The 16,749-nt window shown below is 73.4% G+C and carries 13 protein-coding genes; 2 read left to right on the forward strand and 11 right to left on the reverse strand.

Annotation, left to right across the window (positions count from 1 at the left end):
- Nucleotides 1-92: 92 nt before the first annotated feature.
- From ABT342_RS02235 to purN, 3 genes are all read right to left on the reverse strand, one after another.
- On the reverse strand, nucleotides 93-491 hold the full coding sequence (locus ABT342_RS02235) for a hypothetical protein (protein WP_351565697.1): 399 nt from the start codon (nucleotides 489-491) through the stop codon (nucleotides 93-95).
- 138 nt (nucleotides 492-629) lie between these two features.
- Nucleotides 630-2,195, reverse strand: coding sequence for a bifunctional phosphoribosylaminoimidazolecarboxamide formyltransferase/IMP cyclohydrolase (gene purH, locus ABT342_RS02240; protein WP_351565700.1), 1,566 nt, complete (start codon nucleotides 2,193-2,195; stop codon nucleotides 630-632).
- Entirely contained in the window at nucleotides 2,192-2,815 is a 624-nt protein-coding gene (purN, locus tag ABT342_RS02245; RefSeq protein ID WP_351565703.1) for a phosphoribosylglycinamide formyltransferase, read from the reverse strand. The genes purH and purN overlap by 4 nt, the downstream gene beginning before the upstream one ends.
- Before the next feature lie 250 nt (nucleotides 2,816-3,065).
- Between purN and ABT342_RS02250 the strand changes: the two genes are divergently transcribed.
- Nucleotides 3,066-3,917, forward strand: coding sequence for a hypothetical protein (locus ABT342_RS02250; RefSeq protein ID WP_351565706.1), 852 nt, complete (start codon nucleotides 3,066-3,068; stop codon nucleotides 3,915-3,917).
- On the opposite strand, the gene ABT342_RS02255 is transcribed toward ABT342_RS02250, so the two are convergent.
- Entirely contained in the window at nucleotides 3,907-5,832 is a 1,926-nt protein-coding gene (locus ABT342_RS02255) for a cell division protein PerM (protein WP_351566303.1), read from the reverse strand. The genes ABT342_RS02250 and ABT342_RS02255 overlap by 11 nt on opposite strands.
- Before the next feature lie 143 nt (nucleotides 5,833-5,975).
- On the opposite strand from ABT342_RS02255, the gene ABT342_RS02260 reads away from it, so the two are divergent.
- On the forward strand, nucleotides 5,976-7,256 hold the full coding sequence (locus tag ABT342_RS02260; protein ID WP_351565709.1) for a helix-turn-helix domain-containing protein: 1,281 nt from the start codon (nucleotides 5,976-5,978) through the stop codon (nucleotides 7,254-7,256).
- A 167-nt stretch (nucleotides 7,257-7,423) separates the two neighbouring features.
- On the opposite strand, the gene sucD is transcribed toward ABT342_RS02260, so the two are convergent.
- The 7 genes from sucD to ABT342_RS02295 form a co-directional block, all read right to left on the reverse strand.
- Nucleotides 7,424-8,308 carry a succinate--CoA ligase subunit alpha gene (sucD, locus tag ABT342_RS02265; protein WP_351565712.1) on the reverse strand — a complete coding sequence of 295 codons (885 nt, stop codon included), beginning with the start codon at nucleotides 8,306-8,308 and terminating at the stop codon, nucleotides 7,424-7,426.
- Between the two features lie 21 nt (nucleotides 8,309-8,329).
- Nucleotides 8,330-9,508, reverse strand: a complete 1,179-nt coding sequence (gene sucC / locus ABT342_RS02270) for an ADP-forming succinate--CoA ligase subunit beta (RefSeq protein ID WP_351565715.1) — start codon at nucleotides 9,506-9,508, stop codon at nucleotides 8,330-8,332.
- A gap of 507 nt (nucleotides 9,509-10,015) precedes the next feature.
- Nucleotides 10,016-10,915, reverse strand: coding sequence for a hypothetical protein (locus ABT342_RS02275; RefSeq protein ID WP_351565717.1), 900 nt, complete (start codon nucleotides 10,913-10,915; stop codon nucleotides 10,016-10,018).
- 86 nt (nucleotides 10,916-11,001) lie between these two features.
- Nucleotides 11,002-11,832 carry a hypothetical protein gene (locus tag ABT342_RS02280; protein ID WP_351565720.1) on the reverse strand — a complete coding sequence of 277 codons (831 nt, stop codon included), beginning with the start codon at nucleotides 11,830-11,832 and terminating at the stop codon, nucleotides 11,002-11,004.
- A 171-nt stretch (nucleotides 11,833-12,003) separates the two neighbouring features.
- Nucleotides 12,004-13,182 (reverse strand): VWA domain-containing protein, encoded by a 1,179-nt coding sequence (locus ABT342_RS02285; RefSeq protein ID WP_351565723.1) that lies wholly within the window; start codon nucleotides 13,180-13,182, stop codon nucleotides 12,004-12,006.
- The gene (locus ABT342_RS02290) at nucleotides 13,179-15,602 is read right to left on the reverse strand and encodes a DUF5682 family protein (protein WP_351565726.1); all 2,424 of its coding nucleotides are present in this window, start codon (nucleotides 15,600-15,602) and stop codon (nucleotides 13,179-13,181) included. Before ABT342_RS02290 ends, ABT342_RS02285 begins: the two co-directional genes overlap by 4 nt.
- Nucleotides 15,599-16,711, reverse strand: coding sequence for an ATP-binding protein (locus tag ABT342_RS02295; RefSeq protein WP_351565729.1), 1,113 nt, complete (start codon nucleotides 16,709-16,711; stop codon nucleotides 15,599-15,601). The genes ABT342_RS02290 and ABT342_RS02295 overlap by 4 nt, the downstream gene beginning before the upstream one ends.
- Nucleotides 16,712-16,749: the final 38 nt, after the last annotated feature.

A 16,749-nucleotide genomic window follows, 5' to 3' on the forward strand; every position in this document is an offset into this window, starting at 1 on the left:
GCCCCGTGAGCGACCGGGCCACAGAGCCCCCGGGCCACAGAGCCGCGAAAGGCCCGGCGGACCGAGTGGTCCGCCGGGCCGTCGCAGATGGCTCAGCCGAGGGTGACCTTGGCGTCGGAGCCGCGCTTCCAGCCGGTGTGGAAGTTGTTGTATCCGGTGCCGCAGTCCTTCTCGACCAGCTTGTAGGCGCCGATCCGGACCGTGGCGTAGACACAGCGCCCGTTACCCGGCCTGGTGTCGTCCACGCGGCCGTCCACCTTCGTGTACCAGACGCCACGCGACTTCGTCTTGCACTCCGTGTAGGTGAGCACGCCCTGGCTCGTCCGGATGACCGCACGCTGGCACCGCGCCCGGTCCGCCGCCGAGGCGTCCTGCGCCACCGAGCCCTGCCCGGACGGGGCCGCCGAAGCGGGCGACGCCATCGCGAGAGAGCCCACAGCCGCCGCGGACGCGAGAAGCAGCGCGGCGGCCTTCCCCTGGAACTGGAGCATGAACGGTTCCTTCCTGGTCACGGCCCGGTGCCCCCCGTGGTCACCGGTTTCTGTGCCGTGCTCAGAGCGAACCATCGCCCCCGCCCCTGAGGGCACCTGTGAATTCACAGGTTGCGGGCTGCTCGGGCCGCTCGGGTGTCAGTGGAAGAAGTGCCGCGTACCCGTGAAGTACATCGTCACGCCCGCCTTCTTCGCGGCCTCGACCACGAGCTCGTCGCGCACCGAACCACCCGGCTGCACGACCGCCTTGACCCCGGCGGCGGTCAGGATCTCCAGGCCGTCCGGGAACGGGAAGAACGCGTCGGAGGCGGCGTACGCGCCCCGCGCACGCTCCTCGCCGGCCCGCTCGACGGCGAGCTTCGCCGAGTCGACGCGGTTGACCTGGCCCATGCCGACGCCGACCGAGGCGCCGTCCTTGGCGAGGAGGATCGCGTTGGACTTGACGGCCCGGCAGGCCTTCCAGGCGAAGGCGAGCTCGGCCAGTTCAGCCTCGGACAGCGCCTCACCAGTGGCGAGGGTCCAGTTCGCCGGGTCGTCGCCGGCGGCCTGGAGGCGGTCGGTGACCTGGAGGAGCGCGCCGCCGTCGATCGGCTTGAGCTCGACGGGGGCGGCCGGGGCGTCGGGGCAGCGCAGCACGCGGATGTTCTTCTTGCGGGCGAGGACCTCGACCGCGCCTTCCTCGTAGTACGGCGCCACGATGACCTCGGTGAAGATCTCGGCGACCTGCTCGGCCATCTCCACGGTCACCGGGCGGTTGACGGCGATGACACCGCCGTACGCGGAGACCGGGTCGCAGGCGTGCGCCTTGCGGTGCGCCTCGCCGACGTCGGCGCCGATCGCGATGCCGCACGGGTTGGCGTGCTTGATGATCGCGACGCAGGGCTCGGCGTGGTCGTACGCGGCACGGCGCGCGGCGTCCGTGTCCGTGTAGTTGTTGTACGACATCTCCTTGCCGTGCAGCTGCTCGGCGGCGGCGAGCCCGCCGCCCTCCTCGGAGACGTACAGCGCGGCGGGCTGGTGCGGGTTCTCGCCGTAGCGCAGGACGTTCGAGCGCTCGTACGTGCCGCCGAGGAAGTCGGGGAACGCGGACTCGTCGGCGGGGGCGTACGAGGACGCGAACCAGGAGGCGACGGCGGTGTCGTACGCGGCCGTGTGCTGGAACGCCTCGGCGGCGAGGCGCTTGCGGGCGGCGAGGTCGAAGCCGCCGCCGGCGACCGCGGTGAGGATGTCGGCGTACCGCTCGGGGCTGGTGACCACGGCCACGGAGGGGTGGTTCTTGGCGGCGGCGCGGACCATGGAGGGACCGCCGATGTCGATCTGCTCGACGCACTCGTCGGGCGTCGCGCCGGAGTCGACGGTCTCCCGGAACGGGTAGAGGTTGACGATCACGAGGTCGAACGGCTCGACGCCGAGCTCCGTGAGCTGCTCGCGGTGCGCCTCCAGGCGCAGGTCGGCGAGGATTCCGGCGTGCACGCGCGGGTGCAGCGTCTTGACCCGGCCGTCCAGGCACTCCGGGAAGCCGGTGAGCTCCTCGACCTTGGTGACCGGGACCCCGGCGGCGGCGATCCGCCCGGCGGTCGAGCCCGTCGACACGAGCTGGACCCCGGCCTCGTGCAGGCCCTGGGCCAGCTCTTCCAGGCCGGTCTTGTCGTAGACGCTGACCAGCGCACGGTGGATGGGCCGCTTGTTGCTCTCGGCGGTCACTGGATAACTACCTTTCGTCCCTCAATGCGGTAGCCGTTACGGGCCAGACGCCCCACGACATCGACGAGCAGTTGACGCTCGACTTCCTTGATGCGCTCGTGCAGAGCGGCTTCATCGTCCTCGTCCCGTACCTCGACCACGCCCTGGGCGATGATCGGGCCGGTGTCGACGCCGTCGTCGACGAAGTGGACGGTGCATCCGGTGACCTTCGCTCCGTACGCGAGCGCGTCGCGGACTCCGTGGGCACCGGGAAAGCTGGGCAGCAGGGCCGGGTGCGTGTTGACGAACCGGCCGCCGAAGCGGGCGAGGAAGTCCTTGCCGACGATCTTCATGAAGCCCGCGGAGACGACCAGGTCCGGCTCGTACGCGGCGGTCGCCTCGGTCAGGGCCCGGTCCCACTCCTCGCGGGTCTCGTAGTCCTTGACCTTGCAGACGAAGGTGGGGAGTCCGGCGCGGGCGGCGCGGTCGAGGCCGGCGATGCCGTCGCGGTCGGCCCCGACGGCGACGATGCGGGCGCCGTAGCCTTCGGGGCCTCCCGGGGCTTCGCGGACGGCGTCGAGCAGCGCCTGGAGATTGGTGCCGGATCCGGAGACCAGAACGACGAGGCGGGCGGGAGCCACGGGATACTCATTTCGCGTTGCGATCGGCTTTGCGTGGGGCGTTGCGCGGGGCTTTGTGTGGTCGTACGAACGAATCGAGCCCCGCGATACGGGGAACTCTACGAAGCCGCCGACCGTCAGCAACGATACCGGCACACCGAGCGGCCCCCACGGGACGGGGGCGGGGCCGGGGGGTAGCGTCTGGGGGCAGGGCCCGTCCCCAGACGGAGTACCCGGTTTCAGAGGTACAAGAGGGGAAGTCGTTCACCACATGCCGGACCGATGCCGCCGCACGGCACTCCGCCACCCGCTCGCCACCGAGCGGGGCTCCCTCCTGCTGCGGGAACGCCAGTCCACGGAGCCGACTGAGCCCAAGGAAGATCCGAACCCGTTCGCACCGCCGCCGGAGGGGACTCCGGACCAGCCGTGGCGACCGCGGCACGGTGCGGGCGACGACTCCGGCCCGGGATCCGACTCCGGGTCCGGGTCCGGGTCCGGGTCCGGGTCCGGCTGGGGCAGCCAGTGGAGCAGCCGTCAGCCGGGGCGCTCGTCGGGTGGCTTCGGCGGCCGGCCGGGCGGGCAGAACGGCCAGGGTGACGGGCCCGGCAACGGTCCGGAGGGCGGCGGCGGATCGGGCACGGGCCTGCGCTGGGACCCGACGGACCCGGCCCAGCGGCGCGCCCGCTACGCGCTGCTCGGCGGCATGTGGGCCTTCTTCTTCGCGCTCTTCGACTTCCAGGAGATCGCGCTGCTGCTGGGCGCGCTCTCGCTGTACTGGGGCGTGAGCTCGCTGCGCGCCAAGGCCCGCCGCCGGACCGACGGCACCCGGGACGCGGTCGCGGCCGCGATCCCGGCCGCGATCCCGTCCTCCGGCGCCCCGGCTTCGGCATCGGCTCCGGCGGCGGGGGGCCAGCCGGGCGGCAAGCAGCAGGTCACGGCTGCGGTCAGTGGTCTGGTGATGGCGGCGGTCGCGCTCCTGATCGTGGCGATGACGTTCTCGATGCAGCTGGTCTACCGCGACTTCTACACCTGCGTGGACGACTCCCTGACGAAGGCGGGCCAGCTCTCCTGCAACGAGCGGCTCCCGGAGCCGCTGCGTGGCGTGATCGGCGTCAAGGAGTAGGAGGGTTCCGGGGCGGCTCGGGGATCCCGGCGGCGGCCGGAGGACCGGGAGGCCTGTCCGGTGGCGGTGGCGGTGGCGCCAACGGCGGGAGCGGGGCCGGCGACAGCCGGGGCGCTTCTGGGACGGGCGGCGATCCGGGTACGTGACGGGGCGCTTCTGGGGCGGCACCTACGCCGGGCACCTGGCGGGGCGCCGATCCGGGCACCTGGCGGGGCGCTTCGGGAACCGCTGCCACGCCGGGCGCCTGCCGGGGCGCTTCCGGGGCCGACGCCGTGCCGGGCACCTGCCAAGACGCATCCGGAACCGCCGCCAGGCCGGGCGATTGCCGGGGCGCCGATGCCGACGGCCCTGCCGCGGCCCCCGGCTCATCCCACGACTCGGCCAACCCCTGCGGCCGCCGCGGCCCCGGCGGAGCTCCCTGCGCTTCTGCCGACCCGGGCGAGCCCGGCAAATCCCGCGCGTCCGCCGGGCCGGGCGGCGGTACGGGCAGGGGCGGCGTCGTATCCCCGGCCGGTTCGACAGGCGCGTCGACCGAGGGCGTCGGGACCGGTACGGCCGTGGGCCGGATGGGGGGCGCGTCCAGCCAGTCGTAGAGGTCGAACAGGTCGTCGTCGACGTCATCGGAGACATCGCCCGCCACCAACGCGGCCCGCCCGCCCCGCAGGCGCCACGCGCGGGCGGCGACCGCGCCGACGACCCCGATGGTCGCGGTCCAGACGAACGCCGCCGCACCCGTCAGCCACCACACCGGGCCGAACGACGCCAGCGCACCCGCGCCCAGCGCACCGCCCGACATCGACGCGAGGACGGCGGTCAGGGCCCCGCACACACCCGCGCCGAGCAGCGCGGTGAGCGCGGTCTCGCGGCACGTCCAGGCGTCCTCCGGGCAGGCCGGCCGGGGCGCCGCCGCGCGGACCGTGAGCCGGGCGACCGTGACGCCCGCGGCCACGGGCACCAGGGCGGCCGCCCAGGTCAGCGGAGTGCCCGGCCCCACGGCGGGGACCGCGACGAGCAGCGGGAAGTCGGGCACCGCGGGGGTCCCGGCGACCGCGAGCGGCGTCGCTGTCGCGCTCGTACCGAGGGCGAAACCCGGGCCGAGCCCGTACGCCGCCCCCCACACCGCCGCGTTCGGTACCAGCGCGAGCGCGAGCAGCAGCACGGCGAACCGGCCCGGCCAGTCCACCGAGAGCGACAGGAACGACTGCTGCACCGCACCCGCCTGCCACACCAGCGCCCCCGCGACGAGCAGCGCCCCACCGCCCAGGAGCGCCACCACGGCCGCGCCCCCGGCCCGCAGCCCCACGGCGGCCCGCAGGCCCTGTACGCCCCGAGGCACCCAGCCCGGCAGCGGCGCCAGGGGCCGCCCATGAGCCGTCCACACCCCGGCGGCCGCGGACAGGGCGGTCACCAGGGGCAGGTGGAGTACGGCGCTGAGCGGCCGCGCGGCGAGCGGCCCGTCCGCGGAGTAGACCGCGGCGGCGGCCGTGACCAGCAGATATCCGCAGGCCACCGCCGATACCGCCGCCCACTCCGAAGGCATGGACGTATCGAAGTCCGGGTCCGGCTCCAGGTCCAGATCGAGCGCGTCGCGGGCCGCCCGGTGCACCAGACAGACGGGCAGCGTCACCAGCAGCAGGGGGACGAGCCCGACCGGCGCGGGCGCGCCGGAGAGCGTGCCGGGCCGGACCAGCTCGGTGCCGTGTGCGAGCACCCACAGCCCGGCGGCCACGTGCAGCGCCCCCTCGGGGCCGCTGTCCGGGTACGGCGAGCTGATCCACATCACCAGCACCAGGACGGCCAGCGCGCCGAGCCCGAGGCACGCCGCGACCGCTCCCCGCGCAAACGACGCCGCCAGCGTGGCGGCGGGCGGCCGTGCGCCCTGGAGGGGCACGAACGCCGGTCCAGGATCGGTCATCCGATCGGTCAACTGGGTCACGCGGACATGCTGCCAACGACACGCGCTTTATCCGTGTAACAGGCGAATGGCCGTGGTGTCGCCGAAGATACGCTTATGTACTTTTCGCCCCAGTGCAGCCTTCCGGCCCCGGGGAGCCCTTCATGACACAGAGCGCCACGGACCCCACCGAGAACCCCGACCCGGACCCGCTGCCCTCCCCCAAGGAACGGCGCAGGCTGCGCGAGGCGAAGTCACTGAGCGAGGAACAGCTCGCGAGGGCCGTCGGTGTCACCCGGGCGACGCTCAGGTCCTGGGAGACGGGCCGAACGAGCCCGCGCGGACGCAAGCGCGAGACGTACGCGAAACTGCTGGCCGAGTACGAGGCCGAGATCGCGGCCGGGGAGGGCGAGGAGCCCCCGCAGGAGGACGACGGGGCCACGACGGTCCCGGCCGACCCGCCTCACCACCAGGGGCCCGAGCCCGACACGCCCCACCACCAAGGGCCCGAGCCCGACACTCCGGCACGCGACCCCGACACACGCGACCCCGACAACGGGGCAGCCGCCACGTCCACCCGCCCGAAGCCCGCCAGGCCGGTGCTCGCGCCCACCCTCACCCCCGAGGACGCCTTCGACGCCCTCTACGAACACACCGCCCCCGGCCTCGTACGCCAGACGTACCTGCTCACGGGACGCCGCAGGCTCTCCCTGGAGGCCGTCGAGTGGGCGTTCCACCGGGCCTGGCAGCGCTGGCCGGAAGTGGCCGTCGACCCCGACCCCGCGGGCTGGGTCCGGGCGGCGGCGTACGAGTACGCCACCGCGCCCTGGCAGCGGCTGCGCCGGTCCCACCGCCGGCCCGACCCCGCCCCTCCGGCGGACGCGGAAAACCTGGCATCCGCCCCCGCGGACCCCCGTTGGCGTGTGCTCCGCGAGACGCTGCTCGACCTGCCTCCGGCGTACCGGCGCACCCTCCTGCTGTACGACGGGCTGGGCATCGACCTGCCCGAGACGGCGGCCGAGACCGAGGCGAGCACGCCGGCCGCGGCGAACCGCGTGCTGCACGCCCGTTCCCTCGTCGCCGAACGGCTCCCCGAGCTGACCCGGCCCGACACGCTGCACGAGCGGCTGAGCGACCTGGTCGCCGCCGTACCCGCGCCTGAGGTCGCCCCGGCCCATGCCGTACGGACCGGAAGCGAGCTGCGCACCCGGTTCTGGACGCGGGCCGCGGTCGGCCTCACCGCCATGATCATCGGCGCGGCGATCGTCACCGCCGTCACCGCGCAGAACCACTACGAACCGAAGCAGGCCCCCGGCGAGTCGGTCGGCGGCGTACCGCCCAGGCCCGGTCCACAGCCCCTGACCGCGCAGGCCGTCCAGCTGCGCGCGCTGCTCCAGAACCATCCGCTCAGCGGCCCGGAGCGGCTCGCGCCCCTGGCGCGCTGAGCACGCCGCGCGCGTTGTGGGCACCCGTACGGCACGCACGCAGCCCGCGCCGGTACGCGCGCACGCCGCCCGCGCCCGTACTGCACGCACGCCGAATACGCGGATGGGCCCGCACCCCGGGAGACCGGGGTGCGGGCCCATCCGCGTATGAACCGCGTAATCAGCCGTCAGCCGGCCAGGATGGCGCGCGCCAGCTTCGCCGTCTCGGTCGGCGTCTTGCCGACCTTGACGCCCGCGGCCTCCAGGGCTTCCTTCTTGGCCTGTGCGGTGCCAGAAGAACCGGAGACGATAGCGCCGGCGTGACCCATGGTCTTGCCCTCCGGCGCGGTGAAGCCCGCCACGTAACCGACGACCGGCTTGGTGACGTTCGCCTTGATGAAGTCGGCGGCACGCTCCTCGGCGTCGCCGCCGATCTCGCCGATCATCACGATCAGGTCGGTGTCCGGGTCGGCCTCGAACGCCGCCAGGGCGTCGATGTGGGTGGTGCCGATGATCGGGTCACCGCCGATGCCGACGCAGGAGCTGAAGCCGATGTCGCTGAGCTCGTACATCATCTGGTAGGTCAGCGTGCCGGACTTGGACACGAGACCGATGCGGCCGGGCTTGGTGATGTCGGCCGGGATGATGCCCGCGTTCGACTGACCGGGGGTGATCAGACCCGGGCAGTTCGGGCCGATGATCCGGGTCTTGTTGCCCTTGGCACCCGCGTGCGCCCAGAACTGCGCGGTGTCGTGGACCGCGACGCCCTCGGTGATGACGACCGCGAGGCCGATCTCGGCGTCGATCGCCTCGATGACCGCGTCCTTGGTGAACTTCTCCGGGACGAAGATGACCGTGACGTCCGCGCCGGTCTGCTCGATGGCGTCCTTGACCGACCCGAAGACGGGGATCTCGGTGCCGTCGAAGTCGACCGTCGTGCCCGCCTTGCGCGGGTTCACGCCACCGACGATGTTCGTGCCGGAAGCAAGCATGCGCTTGGTGTGCTTCTGGCCCTCGGAGCCGGTCATGCCCTGGACGATGACCTTGGATTCCTTGGTGAGGAAGATAGCCATGGTGTTGGTGTCCCTCGTCCCTTACTTGGCCGCGGCCAGCTCGGCGGCCTTGTCGGCCGCGCCGTCCATGGTGTCCACACGCTGCACGAGCGGGTGGTTGCGGTCGTCCAGGATCTGGCGACCCAGCTCGGCGTTGTTGCCGTCGAGGCGCACGACCAGCGGCTTCGTCACGGCCTCGCCCTTGGACTCGAGGAGCTCCAGGGCCTGCACGATGCCGTTGGCGACCGCGTCGCACGCGGTGATGCCGCCGAAGACGTTGACGAAGACCGACTTGACGGCCGGGTCGCCGAGGATGATCTCGAGGCCGTTCGCCATGACCTCGGCGGAGGCGCCGCCACCGATGTCGAGGAAGTTGGCGGGCTTGACGTTGCCGTGGTTCTCACCGGCGTACGCGACGACGTCGAGGGTCGACATGACCAGACCCGCGCCGTTGCCGATGATGCCGACCTCGCCGTCGAGCTTGACGTAGTTCAGGCCCTTGGCCTTGGCCGCAGCCTCGAGCGGGTTGGCTGCGTCCTTGTCCTCGAGGGCCGCGTGGTCCGCCTGGCGGAACTCGGCGTTGGCGTCCAGGGACACCTTGCCGTCGAGGGCGATGATGCGGCCGTCGGCGACCTTGGCCAGCGGGTTGACCTCGACGAGGAGCGCGTCCTCGGCGACGAAGGTCTTCCACAGGGTCACGAGGACCTCGGCGACCGGCTCCGCGACCTCGGCCGGGAACTTCGCCTGCGCGACGATCTCGCGGGCCTTCTCGATCGTGACGCCCTCGGTGGCGTCGACCGGGACCTTGGCGAGGGCCTCGGGCTTGGTGGCCGCGACCTCCTCGATGTCCATGCCGCCCTCGACGGAGGCCATGGCCAGGAAGGTGCGGTTGGTGCGGTCGAGGAGGTACGAGACGTAGTACTCCTCGGCGATCTCCGGTGCGGTCTCGGCCAGCATCACCTTGTGGACCGTGTGGCCCTTGATGTCCATGCCCAGAATCTGACCGGCCTTCTCGACCGCGTCGTCCGGGCTGGAGGCCAGCTTCACGCCGCCGGCCTTGCCGCGGCCGCCGGTCTTGACCTGGGCCTTGACGACCGACCGGCCGCCGAGACGCTCGGTCACCTCGCGCGCCGCCTCAGGCGTGTCGATGACTTCACCGGCCAGCACCGGTACACCGTGCTTGGCGAAGAGGTCCCTCGCCTGGTACTCGAACAGGTCCACGCGCGTCCGTCCCTTTTCAGTGATCGCGGTTCGTTGTCTGCGTGGGCGTGCCGCGAAGGGCAACGTGACTGCGCTGTCACAAGGGAGGCGTACACGGTGGCCGGGTACGCGGCATGTCCGTCTCGCAGGTTATCCCCGTGGGCCGTGGGTCCCTAAATCGCAGATCACACAGGAGCGGTGATACCTGTCACAGATCGCGCGCATGGTGGAACCCTGCGAGTACGGCGCGGCGAATGGCGGAAACGACAGCGGGCGGCCCCCACCCCAATGAGGACCGCCCGTAGGATGCTCTGAACCCGCCGGTCAGATGCGCTGTGTCGAAGATCCGCGCCGGATGCGCGGGATGCGCCGGATGCGTCAGGCGTGCGGGTGCGCCAGGTCAGCGGCCCCGCGTCGCCGGACGGACCGGGTCAGGAGACCCGCGCCGGACGCGCCGGTCGGCAGACCCGCGTCGGCCGTACCGGGTCAGCGGACCCGTGCCGGACGCGCCGGTCCGGCAGACCTGGCTCAGATGCCCTGCGTCAGGTTCTGCGCCAGGCTGTCGGCGTAGCCCGGGGTGACGGCGTACGCCGCGCCCTGCACGCCGGAGACCGCGTTCCCCACGGCCGGGGTCGCTGCGACCGTGCCCGTGAGGTCCTGCGCGAACGGCCGCACCTCGGACACGACACCGCCCGCGAACGGCTGTACGTCGCCCGCGACCCCGTACGCGAGGTTGCCGGCGCTGCCGCCGACGCCGTACGCGACCGGCTCGACGTGGTCGACGACGGTGTCCACGAGCGGCTGGACGGAACCGACGACACCGCCCGCGAAGGGCTGGACCTCGCCGACCACGTCGCCGGCGAACGGCTGCACCTCGGAGACGACACCGCCCGCGAAGGGGGTCACGTCGCCGACGACGCCCGTGGCGAGGCCACCGACGTCACCGACCGCCTGGCCGGCGACCGGAAGCACACCGTCGACCGCGCGGACGGCGATGGGCGGCAGAACGTCCTGCGACGTCTCGTCGACGACCGGGGCGACGTGGGCCGGGGCCTGCCCCGCCTGCTGCACCAGCTCGGGAGCGAAGTCGGAGAGCGGGCCGAAGAGGTAGTCGATCTCGCCCTCGGCCTCACCGGCCTCGCCCTCGACGTACGCACGGGCCTGGGCGGCGGCGTCGGCGGCGGGCTGCGCGGTGCCCTCGGCCTTGCCGACGACGGCGGCGGCCGCGTCCTGGACCTGGACGGTGTCGTCGACCGCGACGGTGTCGTTCGCGGTGTCCTCGACGGCGTCAACGGCGGCGGCGGCGCGGTCCGGGGCCGAGAGGGACAGCGAGGGCAGCTCGTCCGCGCTGGCGGCGGCGGTGCCGACCGCCCACAGACCGGCGGCGCCGGCCGCCACGGCTATGGAACGACGGATGTTCTTGTTCATGTTCGGAAAAGTCCTTCGAATTCGAGGGTCGGGCAGACCTGCTCCGCCCCCGCGCGGCAGGTCCTGAGGCGGGGGAACGGCCTGCCCTATCCGGGGAATTCGAGGATGTCGCGGTGCCGGTCGCGCACCGGAGTGCCGGCCACCGCCTGGCGGGAACCGGCTATGAGCCCGAACGTCACGGCGTCCGAGAACATCGCCGCCTGCGGGTCGCGGTCACCGGGGCGCGGCGTGTGGCTGTCGCTCGCGTGCGCCACCACGGCGGCGGCGCCCGGCCCTGCCGGTGCGCGGCGGGGGCCCTGCGGCAGCAGCGGCCCGTCGGCCGGAGCGCCGAGCACGGCGGTCGGTGCCGCGGCGTACGACTCCGACGCCTGGTGCGCGAAGACGTACGCGTAGGCCGGGGCGGGGCGCGGCGCGTCACGCCGATCGGTGACGGGGTCGGTGGCCTGCGGGAGGTCCGCCCCGTGCGCGAGTGCGGGTGCCGACGCCGGTACGCGTACGGGTGCGGTCACTGCCGCTGCCGCGCCGTCCAGGCCGGACGCGGGCAACAGCCGCTCGGGCACGGCCCGCTCCACGGCCCGCTCCACCGCGTGCTCAGCGGGCCGGACGACCGGCTGGAGCACCCGCTCCACGACGGGACCGGCCTGCTGGACCGGCTCGGTGACCGCCCTGGCGACGGACTCGACCGGCTCCGCGACCTTGTCCGGGACCGTCTCGACGACCGACTCCGCGACGCGCTCGACGGCGACGTCACGGACCCGCTCGGTCCCGGATCCCGCTCCGAGCCCCGTTGCGGGCTGCTCCGCCGCCTGCGCCTGGCCGCCGAGGACGAACCCCAGCACCATCAGCCCGGCGACGAACAGCAACACCCGCACCGCGCGCACCGCATGCCGCCCGGCCCCCGCGCGCACGAGGCGCACGGCGGCAGCAGGCTGAGCAGCGATGGCAGTCAAAGCGGGACGAGCCCTCCCAGGTTGTGGATCATGCCCCTCCGGGGCAACGGGGACGATGCTCGCATGAGCCTCCTGGGTTCACGCAAGTCCCTTGTTACTGATGGGTCGCCATGTCCGTTATGGGCAGCGGTCTCCACCTCAGTCGGCAGCCGGCACCGGCAGCGGCCTCTTCTCAATTGCCGCAGCCATCACTTCCGGGAACAGATCGGGCGTACAGGCGAACGCCGGTGCTCCCAGCGCCGCCAGCGCCGCCGCGTGCTCGCGGTCGTAGGCCGGCGCGCCCTCGTCGGAGAGCGCGAGCAGCGCGACGAACTGCACCCCCGACGCCTTCATCGCCGCGACGCGTTTGAGCATCTCGTCGCGTATGCCACCTTCGTACAGGTCGCTGATGAGCACGACGACCGTGTCCGCGGGCCGGGTGATCCGCGACTGGCAGTAGGCGAGGGCCCGGTTGATGTCCGTACCGCCGCCGAGCTGCGTGCCGAACAGCACGTCCACCGGGTCGTCCAGCTGGTCCGTCAGATCGACGACCGCCGTGTCGAACACGACGAGCCGGGTCGCGATCGACCGCATCGAGGCGAGCACCGCGCCGAACACCGACGCGTACACCACGGACGCCGCCATCGACCCGGACTGGTCGATGCACAGGACGACGTCCTTCTTCACGGACTGCGCGGCGCGGCCGTAGCCGACCAGCCGCTCGGGGACGACGGTGCCGTACTCGGGCAGATAGTTCTTCAGGTTCGCCCGGATCGTGCGGTCCCAGTCGATGTCGCGGTGACGCGGCCTGCTGATGCGCGCCGACCGGTCGAGCGCGCCGGTGAGGGTGGCGCGGGTGCGGGTGGCCAGCCGCTTCTCCAGATCGTCGACGACCTTCCGTACGACCGCGCGGGCGCTCTCCTTCGTCGTCTCGGGCATCGCCTTGTTGAGGGAGAGCAGGGTCCCGACGAGGTGCACGTCCGCCTCGACGGCTTCCAGCATCTCCGGCTCCAGCAGCAGGGTGCTGAGCCCGAGCCGGTCGATCGCGTCGCGCTGCATGACCTGGACGACCGAGCTCGGGAAGTACGTCCGGATGTCGCCGAGCCAGCGGGCCACGTTCGGCGCGGACCCTTCGAGCCCGGCGGACCGCTTCCCGCTTCCCTTGTCCTTTCCTCCGCCCGCCCCGTACAGCGCGCCCAGGGCTCCGTCCATCGCCGCGTCCCTGCCGGTCAGCGCGCGGCCGGTGCCGTCGGCCGCTCCCCCGCCGAGCACCAGCCGCCAGCGCCGCAGCCGCTCGTCGGCCGCCGTGTCCGCCGATGTGTCCGCCGGTGTGGTCATACGTGGCTCCCCTCCAGGATCAGCCGCAGTACGGGCAGCACCGCGTCGGCCCGCTCCTCGTCCAGCCCGGCCCCGAATCCGGGCGCTCCGGCCTCCCCCTGCTCCGGGCCGCCTCCCCCTGCCGGGCCGCGCCGGACCAGCTCGCCCAGGGTGCGCCGAACGCCCGGTTCGTACGCCGAGAACGTGCGCCGCAGCAGCGGCAGTACGTCGGTGAAGCCATCCGGCGGGACGGCCGTCAGCCAGGCGTCGACGAGGCCGAGGAGGCGCTCGTCGTGCACGAGGAGCATTCCGCCTCCGGACGCGCCGCCGACGAAGCCCTCGATCCAGGCGGCGGCGTCGGCGGGCGGTGTGCCGGGCGAGAGGGCGAGCCCCATCAGACGCGCCGCCTCGTCCTCCGCGAGCCGCCCGTCGTCCAGCAGCAGCCGGGCCGCCCGGCCGCGGATGATCCCGGGCACGGTGTCCCGCGCCGCGAGTTTGCGCAGGACACCGGCCCAGCGGCCGCCCAGCTCCCCGGTCTCCGGCAGGAGGCCTATGGCCGTGTGGACGCCGTCGAGATGGCCGCGCATCTCGGTGGCGGCGTCCGCGTCGAGTCCGGTGCAGGCGGGCGGCAGCCCGACGCAGACGCGCTCGGCGATCCCGGCCGCGACCTCGCCGAGCGCAGCCGTGTCGGTGGTACGGACGTCCCCGTAGCGCAGCGAGCGGGCGAGGGCGGGCAGGGCCTGGGCGAGGTGGCCGACGTCCGCGTCGAGCGCGGCCCGGTCGGCGAGGGCCCGCATCACCACGGGGAGCGCCTCGGGCAGTTCGGCCAGCAGGCAGCGCTCGGCGAGTGCCGTGATGTCGGCGAGCACGGGCGCCGAGACGGCGTGCGCCTCGGCCTTCGCGGTGGCGGCGGAGAGGACGGTCGTGCCCCAGACGCCCGCCTCGGCGACCTCGACGTACAGCTCGGGATCCCAGCGGAGCCGCCAGGTCTCGCGGAACGTGCCCGTGGACCCGCGACCGGCCGACGGGGTGCCCCAGTCGATGTCCAGGAGCCTCAGCCGGTGCAGCAGGCGGCTGCGCGCCGCGTCGGTGTCCTTGCGCAGGTCGAGCTCCAGCTCCCGCTCCAGCAGCTCCGGTTTGAGCCGCAGAGTGCGCTGGAGCCGGGCCAGGTCGCGCTGGAGCGGCACGGCGGGGGCCGCCTCGGGGACCTCGCCGAGGACATCTCCGATGATGAGCTTGTCCTGGATCAGTCCGAGCGGGACGTCGGAGCCGTCGCACATCACGGCCCGAATGGCGTCCGTCGTCTCGCTCAGTCCGGGCAGCGGCCGGGCGCGCATCGCGGCGAGCGTCCCGGAGAGCCGGACGGCCTCGATGACATGGGCCGAGGAGACCATCCGGTCCTCTGCCCTGAGCAGTCCGGCGACCTTGGTCATCCAGCGCTCGACGGGACGGTCGGGGGCGCTGAACAGATGCGCGTACCAGCCGGGGGAGTCGATCCCCGCGCCGTAGCCTCCCCCGGAGCTTCGCCCGGGAGGTGCCCCCAGTCTGGCGAGCCGGCGGTGCGTCCAGGGGACCCAGGTCATCTCCGTCCTGACCTTGGGCAGTCCCTTGAGCAGGGCGCGGTCGGCCGTGACGGTGGACTTTCCGGTCCTCCCGGTGAGGGCCGGAACGTGCCAGGCGCCGCAGACCACGGCGACCTCGTCCCCGAACTCCTTGCGCGCAGCGCGCAGTTGGATCCTCATGTGGGCCTCGCGGACGAGATCCCGGGTGTACCCGCCGTGTCCGTAGGTCTCGCGCAGCGCGGCCATGGCCTCGCCGAGCACGGCGAACGGCGCGAACGGGTCGGCGGTCCCGGGGCCGGCTGCGGGCGTGACGGTGCGGTGCTCGATCACGTCCTCCCACCAGCGCTCCGGGTCGTCGTACCCGGCGGTCTCGGCGAGCACGGCGATCGGATCGATCCGCAGCGCCGGGCCCCCTCCGCCGTCCACTTCCGCCTCGTCGTCCTCGCCGTCGCCCCATGTGGGGTCCGAGGCCGCCGCCAGGGAGTGCGCCGCGGGCAGGTCGATGAACCGTACGGGCACCTCGTGCGCCAGCGCCCAGCGGATCGCGACCCACTCCGGGGAGAACTCGGCCAGCGGCCAGAACGCCGCCCTGCCGGGGTCGTCCACGGCGTGCGCGAGGAGCGCGACCGGCGGGCGCATCCCCTCGTCGGCGGCGAGCGGCAGCAGCGCGTCCGCCTCGGGCGGCCCCTCGATCAGCACGGCTCCGGGCTCCGCCGCGTCCAGCGCGGCCCGGACGGCCCGCGCCGACCCGGGGCCGTGATGCCGCACCCCGAGCACCAACGGCCCGCCCCCGGGCCATGCGCGCGCCCCACGGGCAGCGGCGTCCCGGACCGGCGCGGCCGCCTCGGGCGGCTCCGGCGTCGCGGTCCCCGAGGTCATGCGCTCACCTCGCGGCAGGCGCGGTAGAAGTCCTTCCAGCCGTCCCGCTCGCGCACCACCGTCTCCAGATACTCCTGCCAGATGACGCGGTCCGCCGCCGGATCGCGGACCACCGCTCCGAGGATTCCCGCCGCGACGTCACCGGGCCGCAGGACGCCGTCGCCGAAGTGGGCCGCGAGCGCCAGGCCGTTGGTGACGACGGAGATCGCCTCGGCCGTGGAGAGCGTGCCCGAAGGGGACTTGAGCTTCGTGCGCCCGTCGGCCGTGACGCCGTCGCGCAGCTCACGGAAGACGGTGACGACGCGGCGGATCTCGTCGACGCCCTCGGGCACGGCGGGCAGGTCGAGCGAGCGCCCTATCTGGTCGACGCGCCTGGACACGATGTCGACCTCGGCGTCCGGGGTCGCGGGCAGCGGCAGGACCACCGTGTTGAACCGGCGGCGCAGCGCGCTCGACAGGTCGTTGACCCCGCGGTCGCGGTCATTGGCGGTGGCGATCAGGTTGAAACCGCGGACCGCCTGCACTTCCTGGCCCAGCTCCGGGATGGGCAGCGTCTTCTCGGACAGGATCGTGATGAGCGTGTCCTGCACATCGGCCGGGATGCGGGTGAGCTCCTCGACGCGCGCGGTCATGCCGTCCGACATCGCGCGCATGACGGGGCTGGGCACGAGCGCGTCCCGGCTGGGGCCGTGGGCCAGCAGCTGTGCGTAGTTCCACCCGTAGCGGATGGCCTCCTCGGGCGTGCCGGCGGTGCCCTGCACGAGCAGGGTGGAGTCCCCGCTGACGGCCGCGGCGAGGTGCTCGGAGACCCAGGTCTTGGCGGTGCCCGGGACGCCGAGGAGGAGCAGCGCGCGGTCGGTGGCGAGGGTGGTCACGGCCACTTCGACGATCCGGCGCGGCCCCACGTACTTGGGTGTGATCACGGTCCCGTCGGGCAGCGTGCCGCCGAGCAGATACGTGGCCACCGCCCACGGTGACAGTCGCCAGCGGGCCGGCCGCGGCCGGTCGTCGGCCGCGGCCAGCGCCTTGAGCTCATCGGCGAAGGCGTCCTCCGCGTGGGGCCGCAGGGCCTCGGTGGCGGTGGCTGCACTGGTTTCGGGCACGGACATGGGTCCCCCTCCAGATCGATCGACCGGATGTGGTTCCC

It is taken from the genome of Streptomyces sp. NPDC000410, assembly GCF_040300305.1.
Taxonomy (GTDB): Bacteria; Actinomycetota; Actinomycetes; order Streptomycetales; family Streptomycetaceae; genus Streptomyces.